We start from the raw sequence: 22,807 nt of genomic DNA on the forward strand, positions 1-22,807 counted from the left end.
GGTCGGCAATGGGAGCGCGTCCATTTGATCATGTAGCACCTCTTGACGGCCGTCGACAAATCGTATTGAGTCAATATCGATCCGAACGGGCAATGCACCCGACGAGCGAAAGACAGGGGGTGGCATGTCCGTGTCCCGGTCTGCTTTGCCATGTCCCGGCGGATTCCTCCGGACCAATGGCGATCAAATAGTCGACGACGACGGTCAGCCGGTTATCTGGCGTGGGATCGGCCTTGCCGGATGGCTCAACTTCGAGAACTGGATGACCGGTTTTCCGGCGTACGAGCAGGGGATGCGGGCCGCCGTCCGGGACGTGCTCGGCCCCGAGCGGGCCGACTTCTTCTTCGCCCGGTTCCTGGAGCACTTCTTCACCGCCGACGACGCCCGGTTCATCGGTGAACTCGGCTGCACCGTGGTCCGGATCCCGGTCAACTACCGCCACCTTGAGGACGACCAGCGGCCGTTCGAGATCAGGGAGTCCGGCTTCCACCACCTGGACCGGGCCATCGAACTGCTCGCCCGCAACGGCGTACGGACCATCATCGACCTGCACGCCCTGCCCGGCTGGCAGAACCAGGACTGGCACAGCGACAACCCGACCCACGTAGCCCAGTTCTGGCAGCACCCGCACTTCCAGGACCGGGTCGTGCACCTGTGGCGGGAGATCGCCGCCCGCTACCGGGACGAGCCGTGGGTGGCCGCGTACAACCCGGTGAACGAGCCGGCTGACCCGAGCGGCGAGGTGGTCGGGCCGTACTCGCGCCGGCTGGTCGAGGCGATCCGGGACGTCGACCCCCGGCACATCGTCATCCTCGAAGGAAACCGCTACTCCAACGACTTCGACGTGTACGGCGAACCGCTGCCGAACGTCGTCTACTCGCACCACGACTACGCCCCGCCCGGGTACGTCCCGGACGGCCGCTACCCCGGCGTCGCCCACCTCACCCACGTCTGGGAATCCCCGGACGGGGTCTCCTACCAGCACGGCATCCTGCTGCCGGAGGACTCCCGGGACCAGTACTTCGACGCCGCCGTACTGGAACGGACCTTCCTCAAACGCAGCGAGTACATGCACCGCACCGGCACCCCGGTCTACGTCGGCGAGTTCAACGTGGTCTTCACCGGCGACCCGGAGACCGACCGGATGCGGCTGCGGCTGCTCGCCGACCAGTTCGACATCTACACCCGGCACCAGGCCAACTGGGCGTTCTGGCCGTACAAGGACATCGGGGTGGCGGCACCGCTCACCGTCGACCCGGAGAGCCCGTGGCTGCGGCGGGTACGGCCGGTGCTGGAGAAGAAGGCCCGGCTCGGCGTGGACCTGTGGGGTGGACGGCACGACCAGATCCAGCACGTCATGGGACCGCTGAGGGAACTGTTCGCCAAGGAGTTCCCGAACTACCTGCCGTTCCCGTTCGGCAGCGAGTTCCTCGTCGGCCGGCTGGTGCCGCAGATCCTCTTCGCCGAGGCGCTGCTGCCGGAGTTCGGCGAACTGTTCCGGGACATGGACGAGGTGGAGATCGACGACATGATGGCCTCGTTCCGCTTCGACCGGTGCCGTCCCCGCCAACCCCTGGTCGACCTGCTGCGCCGGGCCTGCGCACAACCGGCCCCGGGCTGACCCGATGTCGACGACACCACGGCTCGGTACCGCCACGCCCGGCGTACCCACCATCCCCCCGGACGGCCCCGGCACCGCCGCCGTCGTCGGGTCGGACGGCGCCGTCGCCGCCCCGGACGTGCCGACCGCCGGACCGGGGATCGTGGTCGACGTCGGCGGTACCCGGACCCGGCTCGCCCTGGCCGAGCGGGGACGCCTGGTCGGCGAGGTGGTCCGGTTCGACACCCCCCACCGACGGGACCACCCCGGTTTCCCCCTCGACCAGATCCGGGCCGACCTGTTGGACCGGCTGGCCGCCGAGGCGGACCGGCTGCACCGGGCCGCCGGCAGCCGGGACCGCCGCGACCTCGGCGTCGCGTTCGGAGCGGTGGTCACCGTCGACGGTGAGGTCCGGGACGCGAGCGTGCTCTGGCAGGCGCAGTCGGCCGGCTTCGACGTACGGGCCGCACTGGCGCGACGGCTGCCGTGGGCCCGGGTCACCGTCCTCAACGACGTGGCCGCCGCCGCCTGGCACTACCGGAGGCTCGGCCGCTTCGCCCTGGTCACGGTGAGCACCGGGGTGGCGGTCAAGGTCTTCGACGACAGCCTGCCCGGTACCGCCAAGGTGCTCGCCGACCCGGCCGGGCTGGGCGGGGAGATCGGCCACGTACCGGTCGAGGCGGGGCGACTCGACACCGTGCCGGGTGGACCGGTCGGCGCCGCCTGGCTGGGTCGGGCCGCCACCGCCGGAGACCGGGCGGCGCAGGAGGAACTGGCCCGGCTGGACCTGCCGTGGTGCGACTGCGGGGCGGTCGCCGACCTGTGCGCGTACGCCTCGGGCCCGGCCGTGGTGCGGGCCGCGATCCGCCGCGCGCAGCGGCCGAACCGCGGCTTCGCCGGCTCGGCGCTGCACCGGCTGGTCGGCGGCGAACCGGCCCGGATCACCACCCGGACGCTGGCCGAGGCCGCCCGGCACAACGACCCGTTCACCCTCGACGTGCTGCGTACCGCGACCCGGCCGCTCGCCGTGGTGCTGCTGCAGGTCTGCGCCCAGCTCGGCCTCCGGACCGTGGTCGTGGTCGGTGGCTTCGCACACGGTGTGGGCGGGCCCTGGTTCGCCGCGCTGCGCGGCTGGCTCGCCGAACTGGCCGTCGACGCCGGCTGGTTCCAGGGCTGGACGACGGCCGACCGCACCGGCCTGCTGCACGTCCCGGACGATCCGGAGCTGGCCACCCTGGCCGGGATGGCCGGCTACCTCGCCGAACAGCGTGGCCGGACCCGGGAGGTGGTCAAGCCGGTCGGCGAAGCGCGGCTGCTGCTCGGGGCCGGCCGGTGGCCCCGGTGCGGTCGCGAGCAACTGTTGCTCCGCCCCCGGTACGCCGGACTCTGCGGCACCGACCTGCAGATCCTGCGAGGCGACCGGGGCCTGGAGCCGGGGGTGCTCGGCCACGAGTGTGTCGCCGAGGTGGTCGAGGTCGGCTCCGACGTCCCGGACGGGCCCCGTCCCGGTGACCTGGTGACCCTCAACCCGAACCACCCCACCGACGACTACCTGAAACTCGGGCACAACATCCCCGGGGTCTTCCGGGACGTGGTCGTCGTCGACCGGGGCACCCTCGGACAGGGGCAGCTCGTCGGACTGCCCGGCGACTGCGGTCCGGAGTGGGTGCTGGTCGAGCCGCTGGCGGCGGTGCTCCGGGCCCAGCAGGCGATGTCCGGCGAGTGGGCCGGGCAGGACGTACTCGTCGTCGGCGGCGGGGTACTGGCGCTGCTGCACGTCGCGCTCGCCCGGGTCCGGGGCGCCCGTACCGTCACGGTGGCGGCCCGGACCGACCGGCGCCTGCGGGCCGCGCTCGGCCGTGGTCTGCCGGCCCCGGACGCGGTACTGCCGCTGGACCCCGGACTGGCCGCCGGGGTACGTGCCGCCACCGCCGGGCGGGGCGCCGGACTGGCCGTCGTCGCGGTCGCCGGTGACGCCGGGCCGGCGGCGACGGAACAGATCTGGCCGGCTCTGGCGGACCGGGCCGTACTGCACCTGTTCGGTGGCTTCCCGGCCGGCCGGCCACTGCCGGTGGGCGGTGCGGCGGTCGACCCCGGGCCGCTGCGCTCGGCCGCCGGGCGTCAGCGGGTCGACAACCCGGCCGGCGGGTCCTGCACGCTCGTCGGCAGCCGGGGCGGACGCCGCGCCGACTTCGCCGCCGCCCTCGACCTGCTGACCGGCGGCGCCGGCCGACCTCCGTCGGACCTGCTGACGGGTGTCGCCGTCCGATCTCCGTCTGACCTGCCGGTCGGCGTCGCCGGCCGACCTTCGATCGACCTGACGCCGCTGGTCAGCCACCTCGTCTCGCTGCCGGCGCTGCCGGCCGTGGCGGCCGAACTCCTCGCCGCCGGTACGGTCGCCGGCCACCCGCCACTGCGGGTGGTGGTCGACCTCCGGCTGGACGGGACCGTGATCCACCCGACCGGTGACTCACGAGGCCCGTGGTGACCGGCGGCCGGCGGCCGGAGCCGAGTGGAGCCGAGCTGTGGACGTACGTCCGGGCGGCGGCCCGGGGGGAACGGCACGGGCCGGCCGGCACCGTCGCGGCGCTGGCCACCCTGGCCGGCGTACCCCGGCTCGGCTGGGTGGAGGCGCCGCCCTGGTCGCGGATCTCCCGGCTGCTCGCCGCCCGTACCGAGACGGAACCGCTGCGCAACTGCCGACGCGCCCTCTTCGTCGGCACCGGTGGCTGGGCGTTCGGGCTGCGGGCGCTCTGCGAGGCGGTACCGGGCCAGTCCCGGGTCCGGGTACTGGACTCGCTGGATCCGGTCGTACTGCGACGGGTGCTCGGCGAGGTGGGGGAGGCGGCCGGAACGGCGTGTGTGGCGGTCAGCTCCTCCGGACGTACCCGGGAGACCCGGTTGCTCGCCGACACCCTGGCGGCGCTCTGGCAGCGGACCGGTGGCGCCCCGCCGCTCCGACTGTCCGAACACGACGGTGGGCTCTCCCTGACCGGCGGCCGGGACCAGGTGGCCCTCTACGGAGTCCCGCTGTCGGTGCCGGCGCTGCTCGCCGCGCGGATGCTCACCCGGCCCCGGTTCGCCGAGGTCTACCGGGAGTTCGCCGAGGCGCTGCCGGCGATCGGCGAGTGGGCCGGCGAGCAGTCCCGGCGGCTGCCCGCGACGGGCACGCCCCGGGTGGTGTTCCGGCTGCCGGCGGGGGCCGGTGCCGGCCTGCGGCTGTGGACCCTGCAGGCCGCCCGACAGGGCTGGGGTGGCAAGTCCGAGCGGTTCCGCCCGTGGCCGGAGGCGGTGGTCGCGGGTAGGACAGGTCGGACGGCGGAGCCGGACAGCGGCCGGCCGGCGGCACCGGGCGACATCGTGCTCGACCTCGGCGAGGCCAGCGCCGTGCTGCCCCGGAACGAGGGCGGGGCGGGTCCGGTGGCCGGGGCGATGGTCACCAGCTACGCGGTCGCCGCCCTGGTCGCCTGCGTGGCGGTACGCCACGGGCTGCGCTTCGCCAGCCACGACGCCGTCGAACACTACAAGCGGCTGGTACCCGCGCTCCCGACCGCCGCGCACCGCCCGGTCGGCGGCCGGCCGGTCTCCAGCGCCGACGAACTGACCGGAGTGCTGGCCGGTTGGCTGGCGAACCGGCCGGACCTGACCACCCTGCACGTCGTCGGGTACGGCGTGGGGCTGGCCACCGTCCTGGGGGCCGATCGCGGGCTCACCGAACGGCTCGGCCGTCCGGTGGAGGTGCACGAGGGAAGTTCCTGGAACCACCACTCGTACCAGCTCGTCTGGCACACCCGGTCGGTCGGCGTCGCGGTGGTGCTCGCCCCGGACCGGCCGGTGGCCGCCGACGGGCGGGTGTTCGGCCCGGCCCTGACCACGCTCCGCCGCACCCTGGACGCCCTGGCCGGCGCCACCTACCTCTCGCTCGCCCCGCGCTGCCTGCTGCTGCGCTGGTGCCCGGGTGCGTCGGGTACGCCGCCGCCGGTGGCAGTCGACCGGTCGTCCGCCGGGGCGGCGGAGTGTGGCCCGCCGGCACCGGGTGGTCCGGCGATCGATGGAGGGAGTGACCGCCGGTGACCTTCCGGATCGGGATCGTGGGCGCCGGATTCCTGACCCGGCGGTCGCTGCTGCCGGCGATCGCGGCAACGGACGACCTGTGCCTGGCGGCGGTGCTGGACACCGATCCGGTGGCGTTGGGCGCGGTGGCGGCCCGGTTCCCGGGTGCGCTGTGCGGAGCCGACGCCCGGGACTTCCTCCGTACGCCGCTCGACGGGGTGCACGTCGCCACCCCGAACCGCCGGCACGCCGAGTTCGCCTGTCAGGCACTGGCCCGGGGCATCCCGACGCTGGTGGAGAAACCGTTGGCGGACACCGTCGACGCCGGGCAGTGGATCTTCCGGGCGGCGATGGCGTCCGGTGCGCCGGCGATGGTCGGCTACATGTCCCGGTACAACGCCTACAACCGCGCGGTGGTCGCACTGATCCGGTCCGGGGAACTCGGACCGGCCCGGTCGATGACCGCCAGCCACCTCGGCCACCGGGACGGCGACTGGCGCAACCGCCGGGCGGACAGCGGCCTCGGCTGCCTCGCCGACCTGGCGATCTATCCGCTGCTGACCGCGGCCGACGTCTTCGACGCCGCGCCGACCGCCTGCCGGGCCACCGGCTATCCGAGCGGGGACCCGGACCGTACCGACATCTTCGTCGAGGCGACCGTGTGGTTCGGCGACGAGCGGCGGCTGCAGATGGAGGCGTCCTTCACCGAGGCGCCCGGCGTCGGCGTCTCGCGCTACACCGTCGTCTGCGAACGCGGCCTGGTCGTCGTCCGCGACTCGTGGGCGATGGATTCCGGCGGCTCGGTCCTGGTCTGCGACGAGCGGGGACGACGCTGGCTGTGGCCGGAGCCGGTGGATCCGTACCTGGCCCAGTACCGGGCGCTCGCGGCCTGCGCCGCCGGTGAGCCGGTGCCGACCGGGGTCAGCATCGCCCGGGGACTGCGGGACCTGCGGGTGTTGCACGCACTTGACCGGAGCGTCGCCAACGGCGGAGTGCGGTTGGCGTTGAGCGGAGGACAGAACCCATGAAACTGGTCCTGCACAGCTACACCTTCCGCCGCTACCCGTTGCGGCACGTCTTCGCGGTGGCCCGGCGGTACGGCTGGGACGGCATCGAACTGGTCCACTTCCACTTCGACCCGGCCCGGGTGGAGGACGAGGTCGCGGACGCGGTGGCGCTCGGCCGCCGGTACGGGGTCGGGGTGCACTGCGTCGGCTACACCGGCGACTTCGTCTCCGACGACCCGCAGGCCCGGGCCGCCTCGCTGGCGTTGGCGGAACGGACCATCACCGCCGCCGCCCGGCACGGCGTCGGCCTGGTCAACGGCTGGTCCGGCACGTTGGAACGCGACCCCGACGACTGGCGGCGCAACGGCAGCGCCGTCGCCGAGGAACGGCACTACGCGCGGGCCGCCGAGGGCTACCGCCGGCTCGGCGCGTACGCCGGCCGGCACGGCGTACGGGTCGGGGTCGAGGTCTATCCCGGGTCGGTGCACGACACCGTCGCCACCACCGCCCGACTGCTGGCGATGGTGGACCATCCGGACGTGGTCGCGACCGCCGACCCCGGCAACGCGTACGTCGTCAGCGAGCCGGACCGGGATCCGGCGGTGCTCGACCAACTCGCCGGCCGACTCGGCTACTTCCACCTGAAGAACCTGTACCCGGACGGCGGTCGGGCCGACTTCAACGTGGACACCGCCGAGGGTGTGCTGGACAACTACGCCTGGATCACCCGGGCCGCCTCGCTCGGCGTGCCGGCGATCTGTGTCGAGTACTGCGGCGACGGCGACCCGCATCCGCCGATCTCCCGGGCCGTCGGGTACGTCCGCGGCTGTCTGGCACTCCGGGACGACCTGGACCGGCGGCACGCGGCGGCGGAGGCGGCGCCGGTCACCGAGGCACTGCCGGCCGGGCAACCACTGCCGGTCGCCGAGGCACTGCCGGTCACCGGGGCGCTGCCGGTCGCCGGGGCGCTGCCGGTGGTGGCGGCCGGTTCGGGAACGGGCCGGTGACCGGCCGGCCGATCCGGTGGGGGATCCTCGGCACCGGCTGGATGGCGGGCCGGTTCGTCGAGGATCTGCGGAGGCTGCCGGACGCCGAGGTGGTGGCTGTCGGGTCCCGTACCCGGGCGGGCGCCGAACGGTTCGCCACCCGGTACGCGATCCCGCGCGCCCACGACGGCTGGCCGGCACTGGTCGCCGACGACCGGGTCGACGTCGTCTACGTCGCCACCCCGCACGCGATCCACTACGACGCGGTCCGGCTGGCGCTGGACGCCGGCCGTGCGGTGCTGTGCGAGAAGCCGTTCACCGTCAACGCCGGACAGACCGTCGACCTGGTGGCCCGGGCCCGTGCCGGCGGCCTGTTCCTGATGGAGGCGATGTGGCTGCGCTGCGTACCGGCGATCCGACGGCTGGTGGAGCTGGTCGGGGACGGGACGATCGGCGTACCCCGGCTGGTGCAGGCGGACTTCGGGCTGGTCGGGCCGGTCGACCCCGGGCACCGGCTGCGGGACCCGGCGCTGGGTGGCGGTGCCCTGCTCGATCTCGGCATCTATCCGGTGACCCTGGCCCACCTGCTGCTCGGCGTACCCGCGTCGATCGGTGCGCTCGGCACGCTCACCCCGTACGGGGTCGACGAGAGCACCGGGATGCTGTTCGGCTATCCGGACGGCGGCCTCGCCACCCTCACCTGCTCGATCGGCGCCGACACCCCGTGGACGGCGGCGGTCTGCGGCAGCGCCGGCCGGATCGAGCTGGGCCGGGGCTTCTTCCGGCCGTCGACGTTCCGGGTGTATCGGGACGGTGTCGAACCCCGGATCGTCGACGTGCCGTACGACGGTGAGGGTTTTGTGCACGAGGCGGTCGAGGTGATGCGCTGCCTGCGCGAGGGCCGGACCGAGAGTCCGCTGGTGACGTTGGCGGACACGATGGCGGTGCTGCGGATCATGGATGCGGTCCGGTCCCGGATCGGGGTCCGGTACCCCGCCGACGACCTGTTCAAGGACGACCAGCCGTGGCCGGGTCCGGGCTGACTGCGGCTGACGGGCGGCGGCTGACCGGATGACGGGCGGCGGTCAGGGGAAGACCACCCGGTGACGGAGACTGCCGACCAGCCGCCCGCAGCGCATCGCGCACCTGGTCACCCAGACCGCCCGGGACTTCCGGGACCGGACCAGGTCGGGCAGGTGACCCAGCAGCCAGCCCCACTCCCGGGCCGCCGCCCGGACCGAGCAGGGCAGCCCGGCGGCGGCGAAGTCCCGGTAGAGCCGGGGATGGCTGAGGCCGTACGCGTAGTACTGCCGGGCCATCGACGGCAGGTCGCGGCGCAGCCGGTAGTGCACGACCGCGTCCGGCAGCGCGCCGAGCCGGTGGCCGGCGAGCTGCACCCGCCAGAAGAAGCTCACCTCGTCGGAGCCGTACCGGTAGTTCGGGTCGAAGCCGCCGAGCTCCTCGTAGACGCCACGCCGTACGCCGCAGTTCGCGCCGAGCGCGTACGGCAGGAAGTCGAAGCCGCCCTGCAGCGATCCGGGCGGCTTCTCGGGTCGGGTGGCCAGCGAGACCTCGTCGTTGAGCAGGTGCCGCTCGACGTGTCCGCCGACGGCGGGGAAGACGGCGAGTCCGCGTACCATCTCGGCGACCCAGTCCGGGCCGACGATGTCGTCCTGGTCGCAGAAGAGCAGCAGCCGCCCCCGGCTGACCCGGCAGCCCTCGTTGCGGGCGTAGCTGGTGCCGGCCTCGGCGGCGGCCCGGTGCAGCCGCAGTCCCGGGAGCCGGTCGCGGAATCCGGCGACCACCTCGGCGGTCCGGTCGGTCGAGCCGTTGTCGACCACCACGATCTCCCACCGCCCCGGGTACGTCTGGCGGCAGAGCGCCGCGAGCTGCGCGCCGATCGTCGCGGCACCGTTGCGGGTCGGAATGATCACCGAGACCGGCCCCGGGTCGGCCTGGTCCGCCGGCCCACCGTGTGTCGCGGACCGGACGGGCGCCGCGGGTCGCGGGCCCGGTACGGTGGCCGGCCGGCGCGCCGGGACGCCGACCGGAGGCGAGTCCGGGACGGTGGCCGGCCGGGGGGTCACCGTGGTCATGCCGGACTCCGGGCCGGGCGGGGGAAGTGCAGCCGCTCGTCCGCGCGCAGCCAGCGCAGCAGCACCTCGGCGAAGTACCGGTGGCCCTCGCGGAGCGGGTGGTCCCAGTGTCCGAAGGGGACCTTGCCGAACACCATCTCCCGGAAGGTGTCGTGCGCCCTGGGCGGCAGCTGCCCGAGGACCAGGTCGGCGCGGAGGGCGCGCATCACCGGTGCGGCCTCGGCCGGGATCGGGTCGGGCAGCACCTCCCAGGCGAACGCGTACCGGTTCGGCACGCCGAGGTGGGTGAGGTGGTGTTCCAGCAGCAGCCAGTCCACGAAGAAGTTGACCGTCTCGCCGGTGGTGCTGAAGAGGTGCTTCAGGTACGCCCTGGACGGCCGGTCCCCTTCGGCGGCCTTCCAGTCGGCGACCCGCTGCCAGTGCGGCTCCTCCGGCAGGTCGGGGCGTACCCCGAGGTCGGGACGGACCGGGCCGTCCTCGATCCGGCTGTCGTAGTACTCGTCGCGGCTCAGCGCGGTCCACATGCCGACGAAGAGGATCTGGTCGTACGCCAGGCCGTGGGCGCGCCGGACGGCGTCCAGGTGTGCGACGGTGCTGCGGACGACCCGCCGGTTGGATCCGCCGTCGCAGGCCAGGTTGGCGACCCCGATGCCGAGTTCGGCGGCGACGAGGGCCGGCCAGGCGTCGCGTTCCGGTGCGGCCAGCTCGGCGCCCCGGGCGAAGCTGCACCCGTTCGCCACCAGCAGCCGGATCGTGCTCATGCAGCTCGACTCTCCCCGTCACGTCCACCTGGACCGGCCGTCCGTGGGAACGCTCCCATTCGATGATGGAAGTGAATATATCGAGGGTCCGGCGGGGGAGGCAACGCCTCCCGGGCAGGTGGGCGGCCCGGCTGGGACCGGACGGGCCGTCAAGCCCGCTCGTCCGCCTCGGCGGCCCGGGCCCGGACGAGCGTCCCGATCCCGTCCAGTACCCGCTGCAGACCGAACTCGAAGGACCGGGCCGGGTCGGCCGCGGCCTGGTACTCCTCGCCCGTGACCTCGCCGACCCTGGCCGCCACCGGGAACCGCTCGGCGTCGAAGACCTGTTCCAGCAGTGGCTCGTACGAGCGCCACCACTGCTCGTCGGTCATCCCGGTGCGTCGCTCGGCCTGGGTCATCTCGATCGCGCCGCGCACCGCGCCGTGCACGTAGTCGGCGAGCAGGGTGATCACCAGATCCATCTCGATCTCGGTGAGATCGAGTCCCTCCACGGCGGCGAGTTCCCGGTCCCACCGGGCCATCAGGTTGGGGCCGAGCACCGGGCGGCTGGACGCCACCTGCAACAACCAGGGGTGGCGTTGGTAGCGCTCGTAGTTCTGCCGGGCCAGTCGTTCGAGTCCGGCCCGCCAGTCGGCGGCGGATCCTCCGTCGCCCTCGGGGGTGTCCGGGTCGGCGTCCTCGCCGTACACCGTGTCGAGCATGACGTCGAGTAGCTCACCCTTGCCCGGCACGTAGGTGTAGAGGGACATCGCGGTGACCCCGAGCTGGTCGGCGACCCGGCGCATGGAGAGCCCGGCCAGCCCCTCCGCGTCGGCGATCTCGATCGCGGCCCGGACGATCCGCGCCACCGTCAGCTTCGGCTTCGGTCCGCGCCTGGGTCGGTCCGGTACGCCCCAGAGCAGCTCCATGCTCCGCTTGGGGTCGCCGGTGCCGCTGTACTCCGTGGTCACCTCGCCATTCTCCCGGTTCGTCGGCGGGGTTGAACTCCTTACGCCGTACGCTATATTCTGGCGGCCATTCTATACAGCGTACGGGATTAGGGGTGTGATGGCCGAAGCGCTGGCGATCCGGGCCGAAGGACTGCGCAAGCGGTACGGCGACCGGCTCGCGCTCGACGGATTTGATCTCGCCGTGCCCACCGGTACGGTGCACGGCCTGCTCGGGCCGAACGGCGCGGGCAAGACCACGGTGGTGCGGATCCTCACCACCCTGCTGCGCCGTGACGGGGGACGGGCCGAGGTGGCCGGCTTCGACGTGTCCCGCCAGGCCGCCCAGGTCCGCTACCGGATCGGGCTGGTCGGGCAGCACGCGGCACTGGACGAGGTGCTCTCCGGCCGGCAGAACCTGGCGATGTTCGGCCGGCTCTACCACCTGCCCGGACGGGTGGCCGACCAGCGGGCGGACGAGCTGCTGGCCCGGTTCGGGCTCACCGACACGGGCGACCGGCCGGTCCGGAACTACTCGGGCGGGATGCGACGACGGCTCGACCTGGCCGCCAGTCTCATCCTGACCCCACCGGTGCTCTTCCTCGACGAACCGACCACCGGGCTCGACCCGCGCGGACGCAACGAGGTCTGGACAGCCGTCCGTGCCCTGGTCGGCACCGGAACGACCGTGCTGCTCACCACCCAGTACCTGGACGAGGCCGACCAGCTCGCCGACCGGATCTCGGTGGTCGACGCCGGCCGGGTCGTCGCCGACGACACGCCGGACCGGCTCAAGGCCCTGCGCGGCGGTGACCGACTCGACGTCGTGCTGCACGAGGTCGACGACCTGCCGGCCGCCGCCGCGCTGCTCGGCCGCCTCGGCGGCGGGGACGTCACCGTCGACCGGGAGAACCGACGGGTCGGCGCGGCGGTCCAGGACCGGATCCGCGCCCTCACCGAACTGGTACGCGGACTCGACGAGCAGGGTGTCGTGGCCGAGGACATCGCGCTGCGCCGGCCCACCCTGGACGAGGTGTTCCTGCATCTCACCCGGGATGCCGGGAGCGACCGTGCCGGTACCGACGACGATCCCTCGGCCCGACGACGCGAGCCGGAGGCGGCCCGATGAGCATCGCGATCCCGACCCCGCCCCGTACCGTGCCGCAGCGGTTGCGCTGGGCGCTCCAGGACGGCTGGACCGTCACCCGTCGGGACCTGGCGCACTGGGCACGCCAGCCCGCGCAGGTTGTCGTCGGCCTGCTCTTCCCGATCATGGTCGTACTGATGTTCGGCTACCTGTTCGGCGGCGGAATGCTGATTCCCGGGGGCGGCGGGAACTACCGGGAGTTCCTGATGCCGGGCATGTTCGCCATGACCATGCTCTTCGGCATCGAGGCCACCTACAGCGCGGTCGCCACCGACGTCGCCCGGGGCGTCACGGACCGGTTCCGTGCGATGCCGATGGCCTCGTCGGCGGTGGTACTCGGCCGCAGCGGCGCCGACATGCTCAACTCGGTGGCCGGGCTGCTCGTGATGATCGGCTGCGGACTGGCCGTCGGTTGGCGGTGGCACGCGGGTACCGGCGCCGCGCTGGCCGCTCTCGGGCTGCTCCTGCTGCTGCGCTTCGCCCTGCTCTGGGTCGGCATCTACCTCGCGCTGCTGCTCAGGCACCCCGAGTCGGTGGCCGTACTGCAGATCCTGGTCTGGCCGGTGCTCTTCCTCTCCAACGCCGTCGTCTCGCCCGAGACGATGCCGGCCTGGCTCGGCGTACTCGCCGAGGCGAACCCGTTGTCCGCGACGACCGCGGCCGTACGGGAACTCTTCGGCAATCCCGGCTGGGGCGGGGACTCCTGGCTCGCCCGGCACGCGCTGACGCTGGCGATCGGCTGGCCCGTCCTGCTGACCGGGATCTTCCTGCCCCTCTCCGTCCGTCGCTACCAGCGACTCGACCGGTAGGCCGGTACCGGGCCCGACCATCTCCGCCGGACCGGATTGGGGTGGCCGGGCCCGGGTATCCGGGGCGGGCGACGCCGGATACCTCAGAACGCCCGTTCAGGCCGCTACCGCCCGGAAGAGGACATCATGCCCCTCATCCCCGCCGTACCCACCCCACCCGACAGCATCGTGCTGATCCACGGCATGTGGCTGACCCCGCGCAGCTGGGAGCAGTGGGCGGACCGTTACCGGGCCGCCGGCTTCCGGGTGCTGGCGCCCGCCTGGCCGGGCATGGAGGAGGAGGTCGAGGAACTCCGGCGGGACCCGAGCGCCCTGGCCGACCTCAGCGTGGCGCAGATCGTCGAGCACTACGAGGGGATCATCCGGAGCCTGGACCGTACGCCGATCCTCATGGGCCACTGCTTCGGCGGGGCGTTCACCCAGATGCTGCTGGACCGGGGGCTCGGCGCGGCCGGGGTGGCGATCGACTCGGCCCCGGTCAAGGGCGTGCTCCGGATACCGCTGTCGACGGTGAAGGCGAGCCTGCCGGTGCTGCGCAACCCGACGAACCGGCACCGGGCCGTGCCGCTGACGCTCGACCGGTTCCACCAGACCCTCACCAACACCATGTCCCGGGCCGAGGCCGAGCGGATCTACCACCGGTACGCCGTACCGGCGGCCGGCAACGTGCTGTTCGAGGCGGCGGTGGCGAACGTCAACCCGCGTACCGCGTTCCGGGTCGACTTCGGCAACGAGCAGCGGGCGCCCCTGCTGCTGATCGCCGACGGGGCAGACCGGGTCGCCCCGCCGACGATCAGCAAGGCGACGGCCGGGCGGTACCGGAAGTCCACCGCTATCACCGGCTACAAGGAGTTCCCGGGTCGGGCGCACTACAGCCTCGCCCAGCCCGGCTGGGAGGAGGTCGCCGACTACGCCCTGAACTGGGCCGTCGAGGCGGCGAAGTCCCGCCGCCCGTTGCCCACCAACAGCTAGCAGCGACCGGTCAGCGTCGGTCGTCCGGCCCGCCCCCGGGGTTGGCCCAGCTGTGACGGGATGGCGGTCAGGTCGTCCGGCCCGCCCCGGGGTTGGCCCAGCTGCGATGCAACGGTGGTCAGGCGGCCGGCGCCTTGCCGCCGACGACCGGGTGCCACTCCCGTAGCCGCTCCACGGTCACGCCAGGGGTCCGGTAGTAGGGGTCATCCGCCAGGATCTGGCGGACCGTCGGCTCGTCCGCGTCGAAGATCAGCAACGCCCCCGAGTCGTCGGGCCAGGGCCCGGCGGCCAACACCCGTCCCTCGGCGTACAACCCGGTCAACAGCTCCCGGTGTGCCGGGCGGGCCGCCAGCCGCTCTGTCGCGTCGGCGCTGAAACTCAGTTCCACAACGATCATCTTCGGATCGTACGGCCGGCGACCCGGCCCGTGCTGTATCAGCCGATACAGCGCCGACCGCCACGCGTACCAGCTGACGCGGTCCGCCCACCGTGCTGGTGGACCGGACCGGGTGGGGCGGCACAATTGCCGGATGGAGGCGACGGACCTGGGCGCACTCGCCGACGTACCACTGTTCGCCGGACTCCGGCCGGAGCGGCTCCGCCAGCTGCTCGACCACGCGCCGCCACGCGTCGTACCCGCCGGGACGGTGCTCGCCGTCCGGGGCGAGCCGGCGGGACACGTACTGGTGGTGGAGGCCGGAACGCTGACCGCCGTACACGAGACGGTCGACGGCCGGCGGCTGCGACTCGGCGAGTTCACCGCGCCCTGCGCGGTCGACAAGAGCGCGGTACTCGACGGGGGCCGCCACACCGCCACCTGGGTGGCCGCGACCACCGTCCGCTGTCGGCTGCTGCCCGCCCCGGAGCTGCTGCGGCTCGTCGACGACGTACCCGCGGTCCGCCGGCACGTCCTGGCGCACCTGGCCCGCGAACTACGCGACCGGCAACGGGACCTGGTCCGTACCGCCTTCGCGGACGCACCCACCCGGGTGGCGGCCTGGCTGGTCACGTCCGCCGAACGGACCGGCCGGCGGGTCCCGCTGCCCGGTGCCCAGCAAGGGCTGGCGGAGACGCTCGGACTGACCCGGGTCTCGGTCAACCGGGCACTGCGGAACCTGGCCGACGCCGAACTGGTCCGGGTGGAGCCGCGGGCGGTGGTGCTGCTCGCCCCCGAGCTGCTCGCCCGCCGGGCGGCCGGAGCCGACTGACGCCGGAGCCGACCCGCCGTACGGACCCTGGTTCAGCTGACCGCGACGGCGATCTTGCCGACCGTGCCGCTGCTGTTGAAATCCGCGAACGCCTGCGGCACCTCGTCGAGCAGGTAGGTTCGGGCGATCGACGGGCGCAGCCGTCCGGCGGCCACCTCGGTGGCCAGGTGTTCCAGCACGATCCGGTCCGGCACCGCCTCGATCGGCGTGACCGACAGATCCCGGCCGCCGAGCTGCTCCGGACCGACCCCGAGGCTGGACGAGAAGCGTCCGCCCGGGACCAGCAGGTCGGCGAGCAGGTTCGGATCACCGGCCAGGTGCACCACGCAGTCGACCCCGGCCGGCGCGAGCCGTCGTACCTGGGCGGCCAGGTCACCCCGGTGGTCCACGGTGTGTGCGGCCCCCAACTCGAACATCAGGTCGGCCTGCGGCCCGGGCTCGGCGGTCGCGATCACCGAGGCGCCGCGGGCGGCGGCGAGCTGTACGGCGTAGTGCCCGACCCCGCCGGTCGCGCCGGAGATCAGCACCATTTCGCCGTGCCCCGGTCCCACCGCGTCAACGCTGGCCAACGCGGCCACCCCGGCCAGGCCGAGGACGCCCGCCGACCGGTAGTCGACCCCGGCCGGCAACGGGGCCAGTCCGGTGTTTTCCGGTACGACGACGTACTCGCTGAACGATCCGTCGCCGAGCCGTGGTTTGGAGACGACCCCGAAGACCTTCTCACCCGGCATGAAACCGGCCACTCCGGGACCGACCTCGGTGATGATGCCGGCGAAGTCACGGCCGAGCACCACCGGGAACTGGTGCTCGATGTCGCCGCCCAGGAATCCGTCGACCAGTTTCGCGTCGTACCCGTTCAGCGACGACGCCTGGACCTCGATCTTCACATCCCCACCGATGGGCGACGGTTCCGGCATCTCCCGGACCTCCGGCATCGCCCCGTACGACTCCGCCATCACCGCGCGCATGAGTCGACCTCCCCAGCAGACTCGACCGTTCGGACACCGCTGGGTTCCCGCCGGGAGCACCGGCATGCCTTCCCGCCTCGGCGGCCGGGATCGCCAGCCGGTCACCGTCAGTCGAAGAACCGGGCCAGGTGCCCGCGCTCGGGACCGGGATCGGCCGGACCCAGCGGGGTCAGGTCGGCGAAGATCGAGGCGCCGTCGCAGCCGGCGTGCAGTGGATACCAGCGCGGGGCGCCCGGATGACGGTCGCACATGTGCTTGATCGTCTGCACGTCCAGCAGCCGTACGTGGGTCGGGTCGGCGACCGCGTTGACATGCCCCCACCAGGGGCTCATCACGTGCAGGACACCGCCGGGTCGGAGCACCCGGTGAATCTCGTCGACCAGCGTCAGGAAGTCGATCAGGTGCTCCAGGATGTGCACCGTGAAGACCACGTCGACCGAGTCGGTGGCCAGCGGCAGCGGTCCGGAGAGGTCGGCCTGGGCGTCGACCCCCGGTGCCACCCGCAGGTCCAGGCCGAGGTTGTCGGGGTACTGCTTCGCCGCCCCGCAGCCAAGGTCGACGATCACCGGTTCCCGCCCCGCCACCCGGACCTGGGACCAGACGGCCAGTACGCCGTCCAACCGCCCGACGAGGTCCCGCACCATCCGCAGCTCGGCGGCGTCCGTGACGTCACCGGTCAGGTGGGCGACGCCCCGGTCGAACCGGGCCTCGACCGCCGTCCCGCGCATCCGGCTGTCGTGCGTGACCAGATCGGCGTACGCCATGCCGAGAAACTCGTCGATCGCCCGCAACCGTTCTCCGGAGGGCGCCCTGTGCAGTTGCGCGACCATGCCCACCTCCGGGCCCCGCCTACCCGGTTTCCGCCGCGCCATGCCTGTGAGGAGGGGGCCCTTCCTATACAAGAAGCGATAGGAGGGGGCCCTTCCTTACACCTCAGCCGACGGCGCGTCGGCTGCCCCGGTTGACGTTGCGGATCCGGGCCCGGGGCGCGGCGACGGTGATCGGCCGCTTCATGTGGTAGCGGTGCAGCTCGGCGCTGCCCTGCATGTTGCCGTCCTCGGTGACCGAGACCAGCTCCCAGCCCTGGGCGCCGGCGCGGTTCAGGTGGGCCAGTGCGGTGTCCCCGTACGCGGAGACGTCGAGCACGGCGCCGTCCGGGCCGTACCAGGTGTAGGCCAGCTCCCAGCCGGCATCGTCGATCCGGGGCTGGCGCCGCCGGACCAGCAGGGCGTACTCCCACTTGAGCATGGCAGGAGACTTGCCCAGTTGGCCGCACGGACAAACGGACATCGATGGATACCGGTGCTGTGGCTGTGGCGATCCCTGCCGGGCCCGCTGCCGGCGCCGGCCGGCACGGCCACCGCCAGACGTGCGGCTCGGTCCGGCCGCCGCGACGCGGTACCGTGCCGGCGGGGGGATCGGCACCGACCGGGGGGGTACGGCGATGCGGGCAGTGGGTGCGGCCGGCCGTCGCCGGGCGCCGGATCACCTGCGGGACCTGGATCCCGTCGTGGACCATCACCGGATCTACCGGCACATGGTGCTGCGGGAGTTCTGGCCGGAGATGCGGATCGGCCTGAACCTGGCGTTCTACCGTACGTACGCGGTGCCGTCGATCGCCCGGCTGCTGCTCGCCACCGGCGAGTTGACCCGTCGGCCGCTCAAGCGCGGATACGACACCGGCGCGATCATGTACGAGCTGATCAGCAGCGGGGTCGACGATCCTCGGGGCCGGCAGGTGCTCGCCCTGCTGGACCGGATGCACCGGGTCCACGAGATCAGCGACGCCGAGTACCGGTACGTGCTCGGCACGCTGGTGTTCGTACCGTCCCGGTGGATCGACCGGTTCGGGCGACGCCGGCTGCACCCGGTCGAGCGCGAGGCCACCTTCCAGTTCTACCGACGGGTCGGGACGGCGCTGCGGATCCGGGACATCCCGGCGACCCTGGCCGCGTTCGAGGCCGAGTTCACCGAGTTCGAGCGGGTCAACTTCGCCTTCGATCCGGCGGCCCGCACGCTGATCGAGGCGACCCGGGAGCTGATGACGCGGCGGCTGCCCGGTCCGCTGCGGGACCGCGCCTGGGCCTGCCGGGCGGTGGCGGTGACCACCGACGCCGTGCTGGACCCGCCGGTACGCGCCGCGCTGGGTCTGCCCGAACCGTCCCGGGCGCTGGAGGTCGCGGTGCACGGCCTGCTGCGGGTACGGGGCCGGGCACGCCGGTTCACCCGGGTCCGCGACACCGACCACTGGACGTCCGGCCAGCCGAACGCGGCCTACCCGGACGGTTACACCCTCGACCAGCTCGGGCCGGACCGGCTGCCGGATCCGCCGCTCAGCTCTCGTTGACCCGGCCGGCGTCGACCCGGAGGTGCCGGGTGGTCCGGATCGTCTCCAGCATCCGCCGGTCGTGGGTGACCAGCAGCAGTGTTCCCGGGTACGACTCCAGCGCCGACTCCAGCTGCTCGATCGCCGGCAGGTCGAGGTGGTTCGTCGGCTCGTCCAGCACCAGCAGGTTGACGCCCCGGGCCTGGAGCAGGGCCAGGGCGGCCCTGGTCCGCTCGCCGGGCGACAGGGTGGTGGCGGGGCGCAGTACGTGCGCCGACCGCAGCCCGAACTTCGCCAGCAGGGTCCGGGCGTCGGCCGGGGCCATCGTCGGTACGGCGGCACCGAAGGCGTCCAGCAGGGCCTGTTCGCCGAGGAAGAGTCCGCGTGCCTGGTCCACCTCGCCGACCACCACCCCGGGGCCGAGCGTCGACCGGCCTTCGTCCAGCGGCAGCCGTCCGAGCAGTGCCGCCAGCAGGGTGGTCTTGCCGGAGCCGTTGGCCCCGGTGATCACCATCCGGTCGGCCCAGTCCACCTGGAGATCGACCGGGCCGAGGGTGAAGGCACCCCGGCGTACGACGGCGCCGCGCAGCGCCGCGACCACCGCACCGGCCCGGGGCGCGGCGGCGATCTCCATCCGGAGCTGCCACTCCTTGCGCGGCTCCTCGACCACGTCCAACCGCTCGATCAGCCGTTCGGTCTGCCGGGCCTTCGCCGCCTGCTTCTCGGTCGACTCGGCCCGGAACTTCCGGCCGATCTTGTCGTTGTCGGTCGCCTTCCGGCGGGCGTTCTTGACGCCCTTCTCCATCCAGGCCCGCTGGGTCCGGACCCGGGCCTCCAGCGCAGCCAACGTGTCGGCGTACTCCTCGTAGTCGGCGCGGGCGTGCCGGCGGGCGACCTCCCGTTCCTCCAGGTAGGCCGCGTAACCGCCGCCGAAGTGCCGGACCTGCTGCTGCGCCAGGTCCAGTTCCAGGACCCGGGTGACGGTACGGGTGAGGAACTCCCGGTCGTGGCTGACCAGTACGGTCCCGGCGCGCAGCCCGGTGACGAACTGCTCCAGCCGGTCCAGCCCGGCCAGGTCGAGGTCGTTGGTCGGCTCGTCGAGCAGGAAGATGTCGTAGCGGCTGAGCAGCAGCGACGCCAGCCCGGCCCGGGCGGCCTGGCCGCCGGAGAGGGCGGTCATCGGCTGGTCGAGGTCGACGGTGAGCCCCAGTTCGGCGGCGACCTGGTCGGCCCGTTCGGCCAGGTCCGCGCCGCCGAGCGCGAGCCAGCGCTCCAACGCGACGGCGTACCGGTCGTCGGCGCCGTCGGCTCCGGCGGTCAGCGCCTCGGTGGCCGCGTCGAGTTCGGCCTGCGCGGCGGTCACCCCGGTCCGCCGGCCGAGGAAATCGCGGACGCTCTCGCCGGGCCGGCGTTCCGGCTCCTGGGGCAGGTAGCCGACGGTCGCGGTGGGCGGGCTGAGGCTGACGGTGCCGTGTTCGACGGCCTGCCAGCCGGCGAGGGTACGCAGCAGCGTCGACTTCCCGGCACCGTTGACGCCGACGACCCCGACCACGTCACCGGGGGCGACGACCAGTTCGAGGTCGACGAAGAGGACCCGCTCCCCGTGGCCGGCGGCGAGGTCTTTGGCGATCAGTGTGGCGCTCATGAGGACTCCGATGGTATCGGGCGACCGGCGGGCACCGGTCGGCCGCGTTCCGGCCGGCGGAGCAGGCCGGCGACGTGCCGGGATGGATGTCGGGCCGGGGTGGGTGTCGAGCCGGGTCGGGCGTCGGTCGGGGGCGTGGATCGGCGGGCGGAGCGCCGCGCCGGGCGGGACGGACCGGCGTTCCTGGCGGCAGACTGTGGCGGTGAAGACCACGTTGGCGATCGACTGCGGTGGCGGCGGGATCAAGGCTTCGGTCCTCGACGGGGCCGGCACCATGCGGGCCCGGCCGCTGCGGGTGCCGACGCCGTATCCGTTGCCGCCGAGCCTGTTCGTCAGCACGCTGCGCGATCTCGGGGCCCGGCTACCCGACGCCGACCGGGTCACCGTCGGAATGCCCGGGATGATCCGGCACGGCGTGGTGGTGGCGACGCCGCACTACGTGACCCGGGCCGGGCCGCGTACGAAACCGGACCCCGCACTGGTCTCCGAATGGTCCGGGTACGACGCGCAGAGCGCCCTCGCCGAGGCGTTCGGCCTGCCGGTGCTGGTACTCAACGACGCCGAGGTGCACGGTGCCGGGGTGGTCGCCGGGACCGGCCTGGAACTGGTGCTGACCCTCGGCACCGGGCTGGGCTGCGCGCTCTTCGACGGCGGGGTGCTCGCCCCGCACCTGGAACTCTCCCAGGCGCCGGTGCGGTGGGGGATGAGCTACGACACGTACATCGGGGAGCACGAGCGGCGCCGGCTCGGTGACGTGTTCTGGTCCCGACGGGTCCGTACGGTGGTCGACGGGCTGCGTCCGGTGTTCCAGTGGGACCGGCTCTACCTGGGTGGCGGCAACTCCCGGCTGGTCCGGCCCGAGCAGTTGGCCCGGATGGGGGACGACGTGGTGGTGGTGCCGAACACGGCCGGCATCGTCGGCGGGGTACGGGCCTGGGCGATCCGGCCCGGTTGAGGGGGATATTCCGTTCGAAAAGCCCCTGTTCCGGTCGGAGCGCCGCAGAGGGCGGAACAGTCGCGCGGCTGGCGGTGTTGTGCCAGCGTCGAGGCAAGTGGCGGCGACACTGGGAGGTGGGTTGAGTGGATCTTCTGGCGGACTACCGGCGGGCGACCATGTACTTCGAGACCGGGGACCCGTCCGAGGCGGCCCGGTTGCTGGAGCCCATCGTCGAGGCGGAGCCCGACAACGCCGCCGTACGGCAGTTGCTGGCCCGTGCCTACTTCCAGACCGCGCAGCTCGGCCGGGCCGAGGAGCAGCTGCGTACGCTGGTGAACCGCGACCCCAGCGACCACTACGCCCACCACGTGCTGGGCCGTACGTTGGAACGGGTCGGCCGGCCCGTGGAGGCGCTGCGGCACCTGCGGATCGCGGCGGCGATGCACGCGGCCAACGACGACTACCGGATCGCCCTGGAGCGGGTGCAGATCCGGGTCGGCGGCGGGCGCCGGTGAGCGCGGCCCGCCCGCCGGCGGCCCGCCTACCATGGGGTGCCATGGACCCTGTGTCGTCGGTGGCCGCCCGATGAAGCTCAAGCTCGACCTGCACGACATCTTCAACCGTGGGCAGGACATCGACCGGGCGCTGCGCGGGATCATGGACGAGGCCGTGGCGAAGAAGGCCACCATGGTCGAGATCATCCCCGGCAAGGGCTCCGGCCAGCTCAAGAAGCGGGTGCTGCGGTTCCTCGACCAGAAGGAAATCAAGCAGCTCTACCACCGGGTGGAGAAGGACTCGAAGAACTTCGGTCGGCTTTTTGTCCATTTCCGTTGGAAATGACGCCACCGTGTGTCGAGCGCAGGGCCCTGTTCCGACCGGAACGGGGCCCTGCGTCGTGAAGCGGCGCCGTGGCGACGCCGCCGGTCGGGGGCGTCAGTGCCGGACGGGCGACGACGCCGGCTCACCGCTGGTCGTCCGGGGGGTGTGGGCGCTCACGCCGTTGTCGGAGACCGCCGGGGCGGCGCCGACACCGGCCACGGTCAGTGCGGCCAGCAGCAGCGCGATCCACTCGTTCGAGTCCAGGCCGCCGAGGATCACCGTGGCGAGCACCTGGAGGACGCTGAGGACAACGGCGACGGCCGTCTTGGCCCACCGGTACCGCGGCGCGAGCGGGACGAGGTAGACGCCGACGGCGGTGGCGGCGGCGATGGCGATCTGCACCGCCTCGTCCGACTCGATGCGCTGGTCGCCGGAGAGTGCGCCGTAGGCGACGGTGAGCACGGCTCCGGCGACGGCGGCGAGGGCCTTGCCGTACTTGCGGATCATCTGCGGGCTCCTCTGCTCGGCGGGCGCCGGAGGCGTCGTT

General features: G+C 73.1%; 22 protein-coding genes and 1 pseudogene. 14 read left to right on the forward strand and 9 right to left on the reverse strand.

Annotated features, from left to right (window positions below; genetic code table 11):
* Positions 1 to 262: 262 nt before the first annotated feature.
* Genes V1633_RS17215 through V1633_RS17240 form a run of 6 tightly spaced genes read left to right on the forward strand, consistent with a single transcriptional unit; the run spans position 263 to position 8,689 of the window.
* Positions 263 to 1,621 carry a glycoside hydrolase family 5 protein gene (locus V1633_RS17215; protein WP_331215355.1) on the forward strand — a complete coding sequence of 453 codons (1,359 nt, stop codon included), beginning with the start codon at positions 263 to 265 and terminating at the stop codon, positions 1,619 to 1,621.
* A 4-nt stretch (positions 1,622 to 1,625) separates the two neighbouring features.
* Positions 1,626 to 4,088, forward strand: coding sequence for an ROK family protein (locus V1633_RS17220; RefSeq protein WP_331215356.1), 2,463 nt, complete (start codon positions 1,626 to 1,628; stop codon positions 4,086 to 4,088).
* Positions 4,085 to 5,674 (forward strand): hypothetical protein, encoded by a 1,590-nt coding sequence (locus V1633_RS17225; RefSeq protein WP_331215357.1) that lies wholly within the window; start codon positions 4,085 to 4,087, stop codon positions 5,672 to 5,674. Before V1633_RS17220 ends, V1633_RS17225 begins: the two co-directional genes overlap by 4 nt.
* Positions 5,671 to 6,681, forward strand: coding sequence for a Gfo/Idh/MocA family protein (locus V1633_RS17230; RefSeq protein WP_331215358.1), 1,011 nt, complete (start codon positions 5,671 to 5,673; stop codon positions 6,679 to 6,681). Before V1633_RS17225 ends, V1633_RS17230 begins: the two co-directional genes overlap by 4 nt.
* Complete coding sequence (locus tag V1633_RS17235) at positions 6,678 to 7,667, forward strand: sugar phosphate isomerase/epimerase family protein (protein ID WP_331215359.1); 990 nt, start codon at positions 6,678 to 6,680, stop codon at positions 7,665 to 7,667. The genes V1633_RS17230 and V1633_RS17235 overlap by 4 nt, the downstream gene beginning before the upstream one ends.
* Complete coding sequence (locus V1633_RS17240; protein WP_331215360.1) at positions 7,664 to 8,689, forward strand: Gfo/Idh/MocA family protein; 1,026 nt, start codon at positions 7,664 to 7,666, stop codon at positions 8,687 to 8,689. Before V1633_RS17235 ends, V1633_RS17240 begins: the two co-directional genes overlap by 4 nt.
* A 42-nt stretch (positions 8,690 to 8,731) precedes the next feature.
* Here V1633_RS17240 and V1633_RS17245 read toward each other — a convergent pair whose 3' ends face one another.
* The 3 genes from V1633_RS17245 to V1633_RS17255 form a co-directional block, all read right to left on the reverse strand.
* Positions 8,732 to 9,742: a glycosyltransferase gene (locus V1633_RS17245; protein WP_331215361.1), complete on the reverse strand. Its 1,011-nt coding sequence runs from the start codon at positions 9,740 to 9,742 to the stop codon at positions 8,732 to 8,734.
* Positions 9,739 to 10,503, reverse strand: coding sequence for a DUF6071 family protein (locus V1633_RS17250; protein ID WP_331215362.1), 765 nt, complete (start codon positions 10,501 to 10,503; stop codon positions 9,739 to 9,741). The genes V1633_RS17245 and V1633_RS17250 overlap by 4 nt, the downstream gene beginning before the upstream one ends.
* A 149-nt stretch (positions 10,504 to 10,652) precedes the next feature.
* Positions 10,653 to 11,453: a TetR/AcrR family transcriptional regulator gene (locus V1633_RS17255; protein ID WP_331215363.1), complete on the reverse strand. Its 801-nt coding sequence runs from the start codon at positions 11,451 to 11,453 to the stop codon at positions 10,653 to 10,655.
* A gap of 97 nt (positions 11,454 to 11,550) precedes the next feature.
* Here V1633_RS17255 and V1633_RS17260 point away from each other — a divergent pair, with 97 nt between their 5' ends.
* From V1633_RS17260 to V1633_RS17270, 3 genes are all read left to right on the forward strand, one after another.
* A complete protein-coding gene (locus tag V1633_RS17260; protein WP_331215364.1) occupies positions 11,551 to 12,558 on the forward strand; it encodes an ATP-binding cassette domain-containing protein in 1,008 nt (335 codons plus the stop codon).
* A complete protein-coding gene (locus tag V1633_RS17265) occupies positions 12,555 to 13,385 on the forward strand; it encodes an ABC transporter permease (RefSeq protein WP_331215365.1) in 831 nt (276 codons plus the stop codon). Before V1633_RS17260 ends, V1633_RS17265 begins: the two co-directional genes overlap by 4 nt.
* 126 nt (positions 13,386 to 13,511) lie before the next feature.
* Positions 13,512 to 14,357, forward strand: a complete 846-nt coding sequence (locus V1633_RS17270) for an alpha/beta hydrolase (RefSeq protein ID WP_331215366.1) — start codon at positions 13,512 to 13,514, stop codon at positions 14,355 to 14,357.
* 118 nt (positions 14,358 to 14,475) lie between these two features.
* On the opposite strand, the gene V1633_RS17275 is transcribed toward V1633_RS17270, so the two are convergent.
* Positions 14,476 to 14,754 carry a YciI family protein gene (locus V1633_RS17275; protein ID WP_331215367.1) on the reverse strand — a complete coding sequence of 93 codons (279 nt, stop codon included), beginning with the start codon at positions 14,752 to 14,754 and terminating at the stop codon, positions 14,476 to 14,478.
* A gap of 133 nt (positions 14,755 to 14,887) precedes the next feature.
* On the opposite strand from V1633_RS17275, the gene V1633_RS17280 reads away from it, so the two are divergent.
* The gene (locus V1633_RS17280) at positions 14,888 to 15,565 is read left to right on the forward strand and encodes a Crp/Fnr family transcriptional regulator (protein ID WP_331215368.1); all 678 of its coding nucleotides are present in this window, start codon (positions 14,888 to 14,890) and stop codon (positions 15,563 to 15,565) included.
* 32 nt (positions 15,566 to 15,597) lie between these two features.
* On the opposite strand, the gene V1633_RS17285 is transcribed toward V1633_RS17280, so the two are convergent.
* The 3 genes and pseudogenes from V1633_RS17285 to V1633_RS17295 form a co-directional block, all read right to left on the reverse strand.
* Positions 15,598 to 16,533: an NADP-dependent oxidoreductase gene (locus tag V1633_RS17285; protein WP_331215369.1), complete on the reverse strand. Its 936-nt coding sequence runs from the start codon at positions 16,531 to 16,533 to the stop codon at positions 15,598 to 15,600.
* Between the two features lie 107 nt (positions 16,534 to 16,640).
* Positions 16,641 to 17,363 carry a BON domain-containing class I SAM-dependent methyltransferase gene (locus tag V1633_RS17290; protein ID WP_331215370.1) on the reverse strand — a complete coding sequence of 241 codons (723 nt, stop codon included), beginning with the start codon at positions 17,361 to 17,363 and terminating at the stop codon, positions 16,641 to 16,643.
* A 166-nt stretch (positions 17,364 to 17,529) separates the two neighbouring features.
* Positions 17,530 to 17,781 (reverse strand): annotated as a pseudogene (locus tag V1633_RS17295) (hypothetical protein); the annotation flags it as partial.
* Positions 17,782 to 17,977: 196 nt separating this feature from the next.
* On the opposite strand from V1633_RS17295, the gene V1633_RS17300 reads away from it, so the two are divergent.
* Complete coding sequence (locus V1633_RS17300; RefSeq protein ID WP_331215371.1) at positions 17,978 to 18,880, forward strand: oxygenase MpaB family protein; 903 nt, start codon at positions 17,978 to 17,980, stop codon at positions 18,878 to 18,880.
* Here V1633_RS17300 and V1633_RS17305 read toward each other — a convergent pair.
* A complete protein-coding gene (locus V1633_RS17305) occupies positions 18,867 to 20,504 on the reverse strand; it encodes an ABC-F family ATP-binding cassette domain-containing protein (protein WP_331215372.1) in 1,638 nt (545 codons plus the stop codon). The two genes, V1633_RS17300 and V1633_RS17305, sit on opposite strands and share 14 nt — an antisense overlap.
* Before the next feature lie 202 nt (positions 20,505 to 20,706).
* Between V1633_RS17305 and V1633_RS17310 the strand changes: the two genes are divergently transcribed.
* The 3 genes from V1633_RS17310 to V1633_RS17320 all read left to right on the forward strand — a co-directional run bounded on the left by V1633_RS17310 (position 20,707) and on the right by V1633_RS17320 (position 22,281).
* Positions 20,707 to 21,459 carry an ROK family protein gene (locus V1633_RS17310; RefSeq protein ID WP_331215373.1) on the forward strand — a complete coding sequence of 251 codons (753 nt, stop codon included), beginning with the start codon at positions 20,707 to 20,709 and terminating at the stop codon, positions 21,457 to 21,459.
* A 125-nt stretch (positions 21,460 to 21,584) separates the two neighbouring features.
* Positions 21,585 to 21,956 (forward strand): tetratricopeptide repeat protein, encoded by a 372-nt coding sequence (locus V1633_RS17315; protein WP_331215374.1) that lies wholly within the window; start codon positions 21,585 to 21,587, stop codon positions 21,954 to 21,956.
* A 70-nt stretch (positions 21,957 to 22,026) separates the two neighbouring features.
* Complete coding sequence (locus V1633_RS17320) at positions 22,027 to 22,281, forward strand: Smr/MutS family protein (RefSeq protein ID WP_331205943.1); 255 nt, start codon at positions 22,027 to 22,029, stop codon at positions 22,279 to 22,281.
* A gap of 93 nt (positions 22,282 to 22,374) precedes the next feature.
* Here the strand turns inward: V1633_RS17320 and V1633_RS17325 are convergent, their stop codons facing one another.
* Positions 22,375 to 22,767, reverse strand: a complete 393-nt coding sequence (locus V1633_RS17325; RefSeq protein WP_331215375.1) for a hypothetical protein — start codon at positions 22,765 to 22,767, stop codon at positions 22,375 to 22,377.
* Between the last annotated feature and the right edge of the window lie 40 nt (positions 22,768 to 22,807).

The organism is Plantactinospora sonchi (assembly GCF_036422035.1).
GTDB lineage: Bacteria > Actinomycetota > Actinomycetes > Mycobacteriales > Micromonosporaceae > Plantactinospora > Plantactinospora sonchi.

Bases quoted from the DNA above. Each gene is read 5' to 3' on its own strand.
- V1633_RS17215 (WP_331215355.1), top strand. From the start codon at position 263: ATGACCGGTTTTCCGGCGTACGAGCAGGGGATGCGGGCCGCCGTCCGG.
- V1633_RS17220 (WP_331215356.1), top strand. From the start codon at position 1,626: ATGTCGACGACACCACGGCTCGGTACCGCCACGCCCGGCGTACCCACC.
- V1633_RS17235 (WP_331215359.1), top strand. From the start codon at position 6,678: ATGAAACTGGTCCTGCACAGCTACACCTTCCGCCGCTACCCGTTGCGG.
- V1633_RS17245 (WP_331215361.1), bottom strand. From the start codon at position 9,742: ATGACCACGGTGACCCCCCGGCCGGCCACCGTCCCGGACTCGCCTCCG.
- V1633_RS17250 (WP_331215362.1), bottom strand. From the start codon at position 10,503: ATGAGCACGATCCGGCTGCTGGTGGCGAACGGGTGCAGCTTCGCCCGG.
- V1633_RS17260 (WP_331215364.1), top strand. From the start codon at position 11,551: ATGGCCGAAGCGCTGGCGATCCGGGCCGAAGGACTGCGCAAGCGGTAC.
- V1633_RS17265 (WP_331215365.1), top strand. From the start codon at position 12,555: ATGAGCATCGCGATCCCGACCCCGCCCCGTACCGTGCCGCAGCGGTTG.
- V1633_RS17270 (WP_331215366.1), top strand. From the start codon at position 13,512: ATGCCCCTCATCCCCGCCGTACCCACCCCACCCGACAGCATCGTGCTG.
- V1633_RS17275 (WP_331215367.1), bottom strand. From the start codon at position 14,754: ATGATCGTTGTGGAACTGAGTTTCAGCGCCGACGCGACAGAGCGGCTG.
- V1633_RS17280 (WP_331215368.1), top strand. From the start codon at position 14,888: ATGGAGGCGACGGACCTGGGCGCACTCGCCGACGTACCACTGTTCGCC.
- V1633_RS17285 (WP_331215369.1), bottom strand. From the start codon at position 16,533: ATGCGCGCGGTGATGGCGGAGTCGTACGGGGCGATGCCGGAGGTCCGG.
- V1633_RS17290 (WP_331215370.1), bottom strand. From the start codon at position 17,363: ATGGTCGCGCAACTGCACAGGGCGCCCTCCGGAGAACGGTTGCGGGCG.
- V1633_RS17300 (WP_331215371.1), top strand. From the start codon at position 17,978: ATGCGGGCAGTGGGTGCGGCCGGCCGTCGCCGGGCGCCGGATCACCTG.
- V1633_RS17305 (WP_331215372.1), bottom strand. From the start codon at position 20,504: ATGAGCGCCACACTGATCGCCAAAGACCTCGCCGCCGGCCACGGGGAG.
- V1633_RS17320 (WP_331205943.1), top strand. From the start codon at position 22,027: ATGAAGCTCAAGCTCGACCTGCACGACATCTTCAACCGTGGGCAGGAC.
- V1633_RS17325 (WP_331215375.1), bottom strand. From the start codon at position 22,767: ATGATCCGCAAGTACGGCAAGGCCCTCGCCGCCGTCGCCGGAGCCGTG.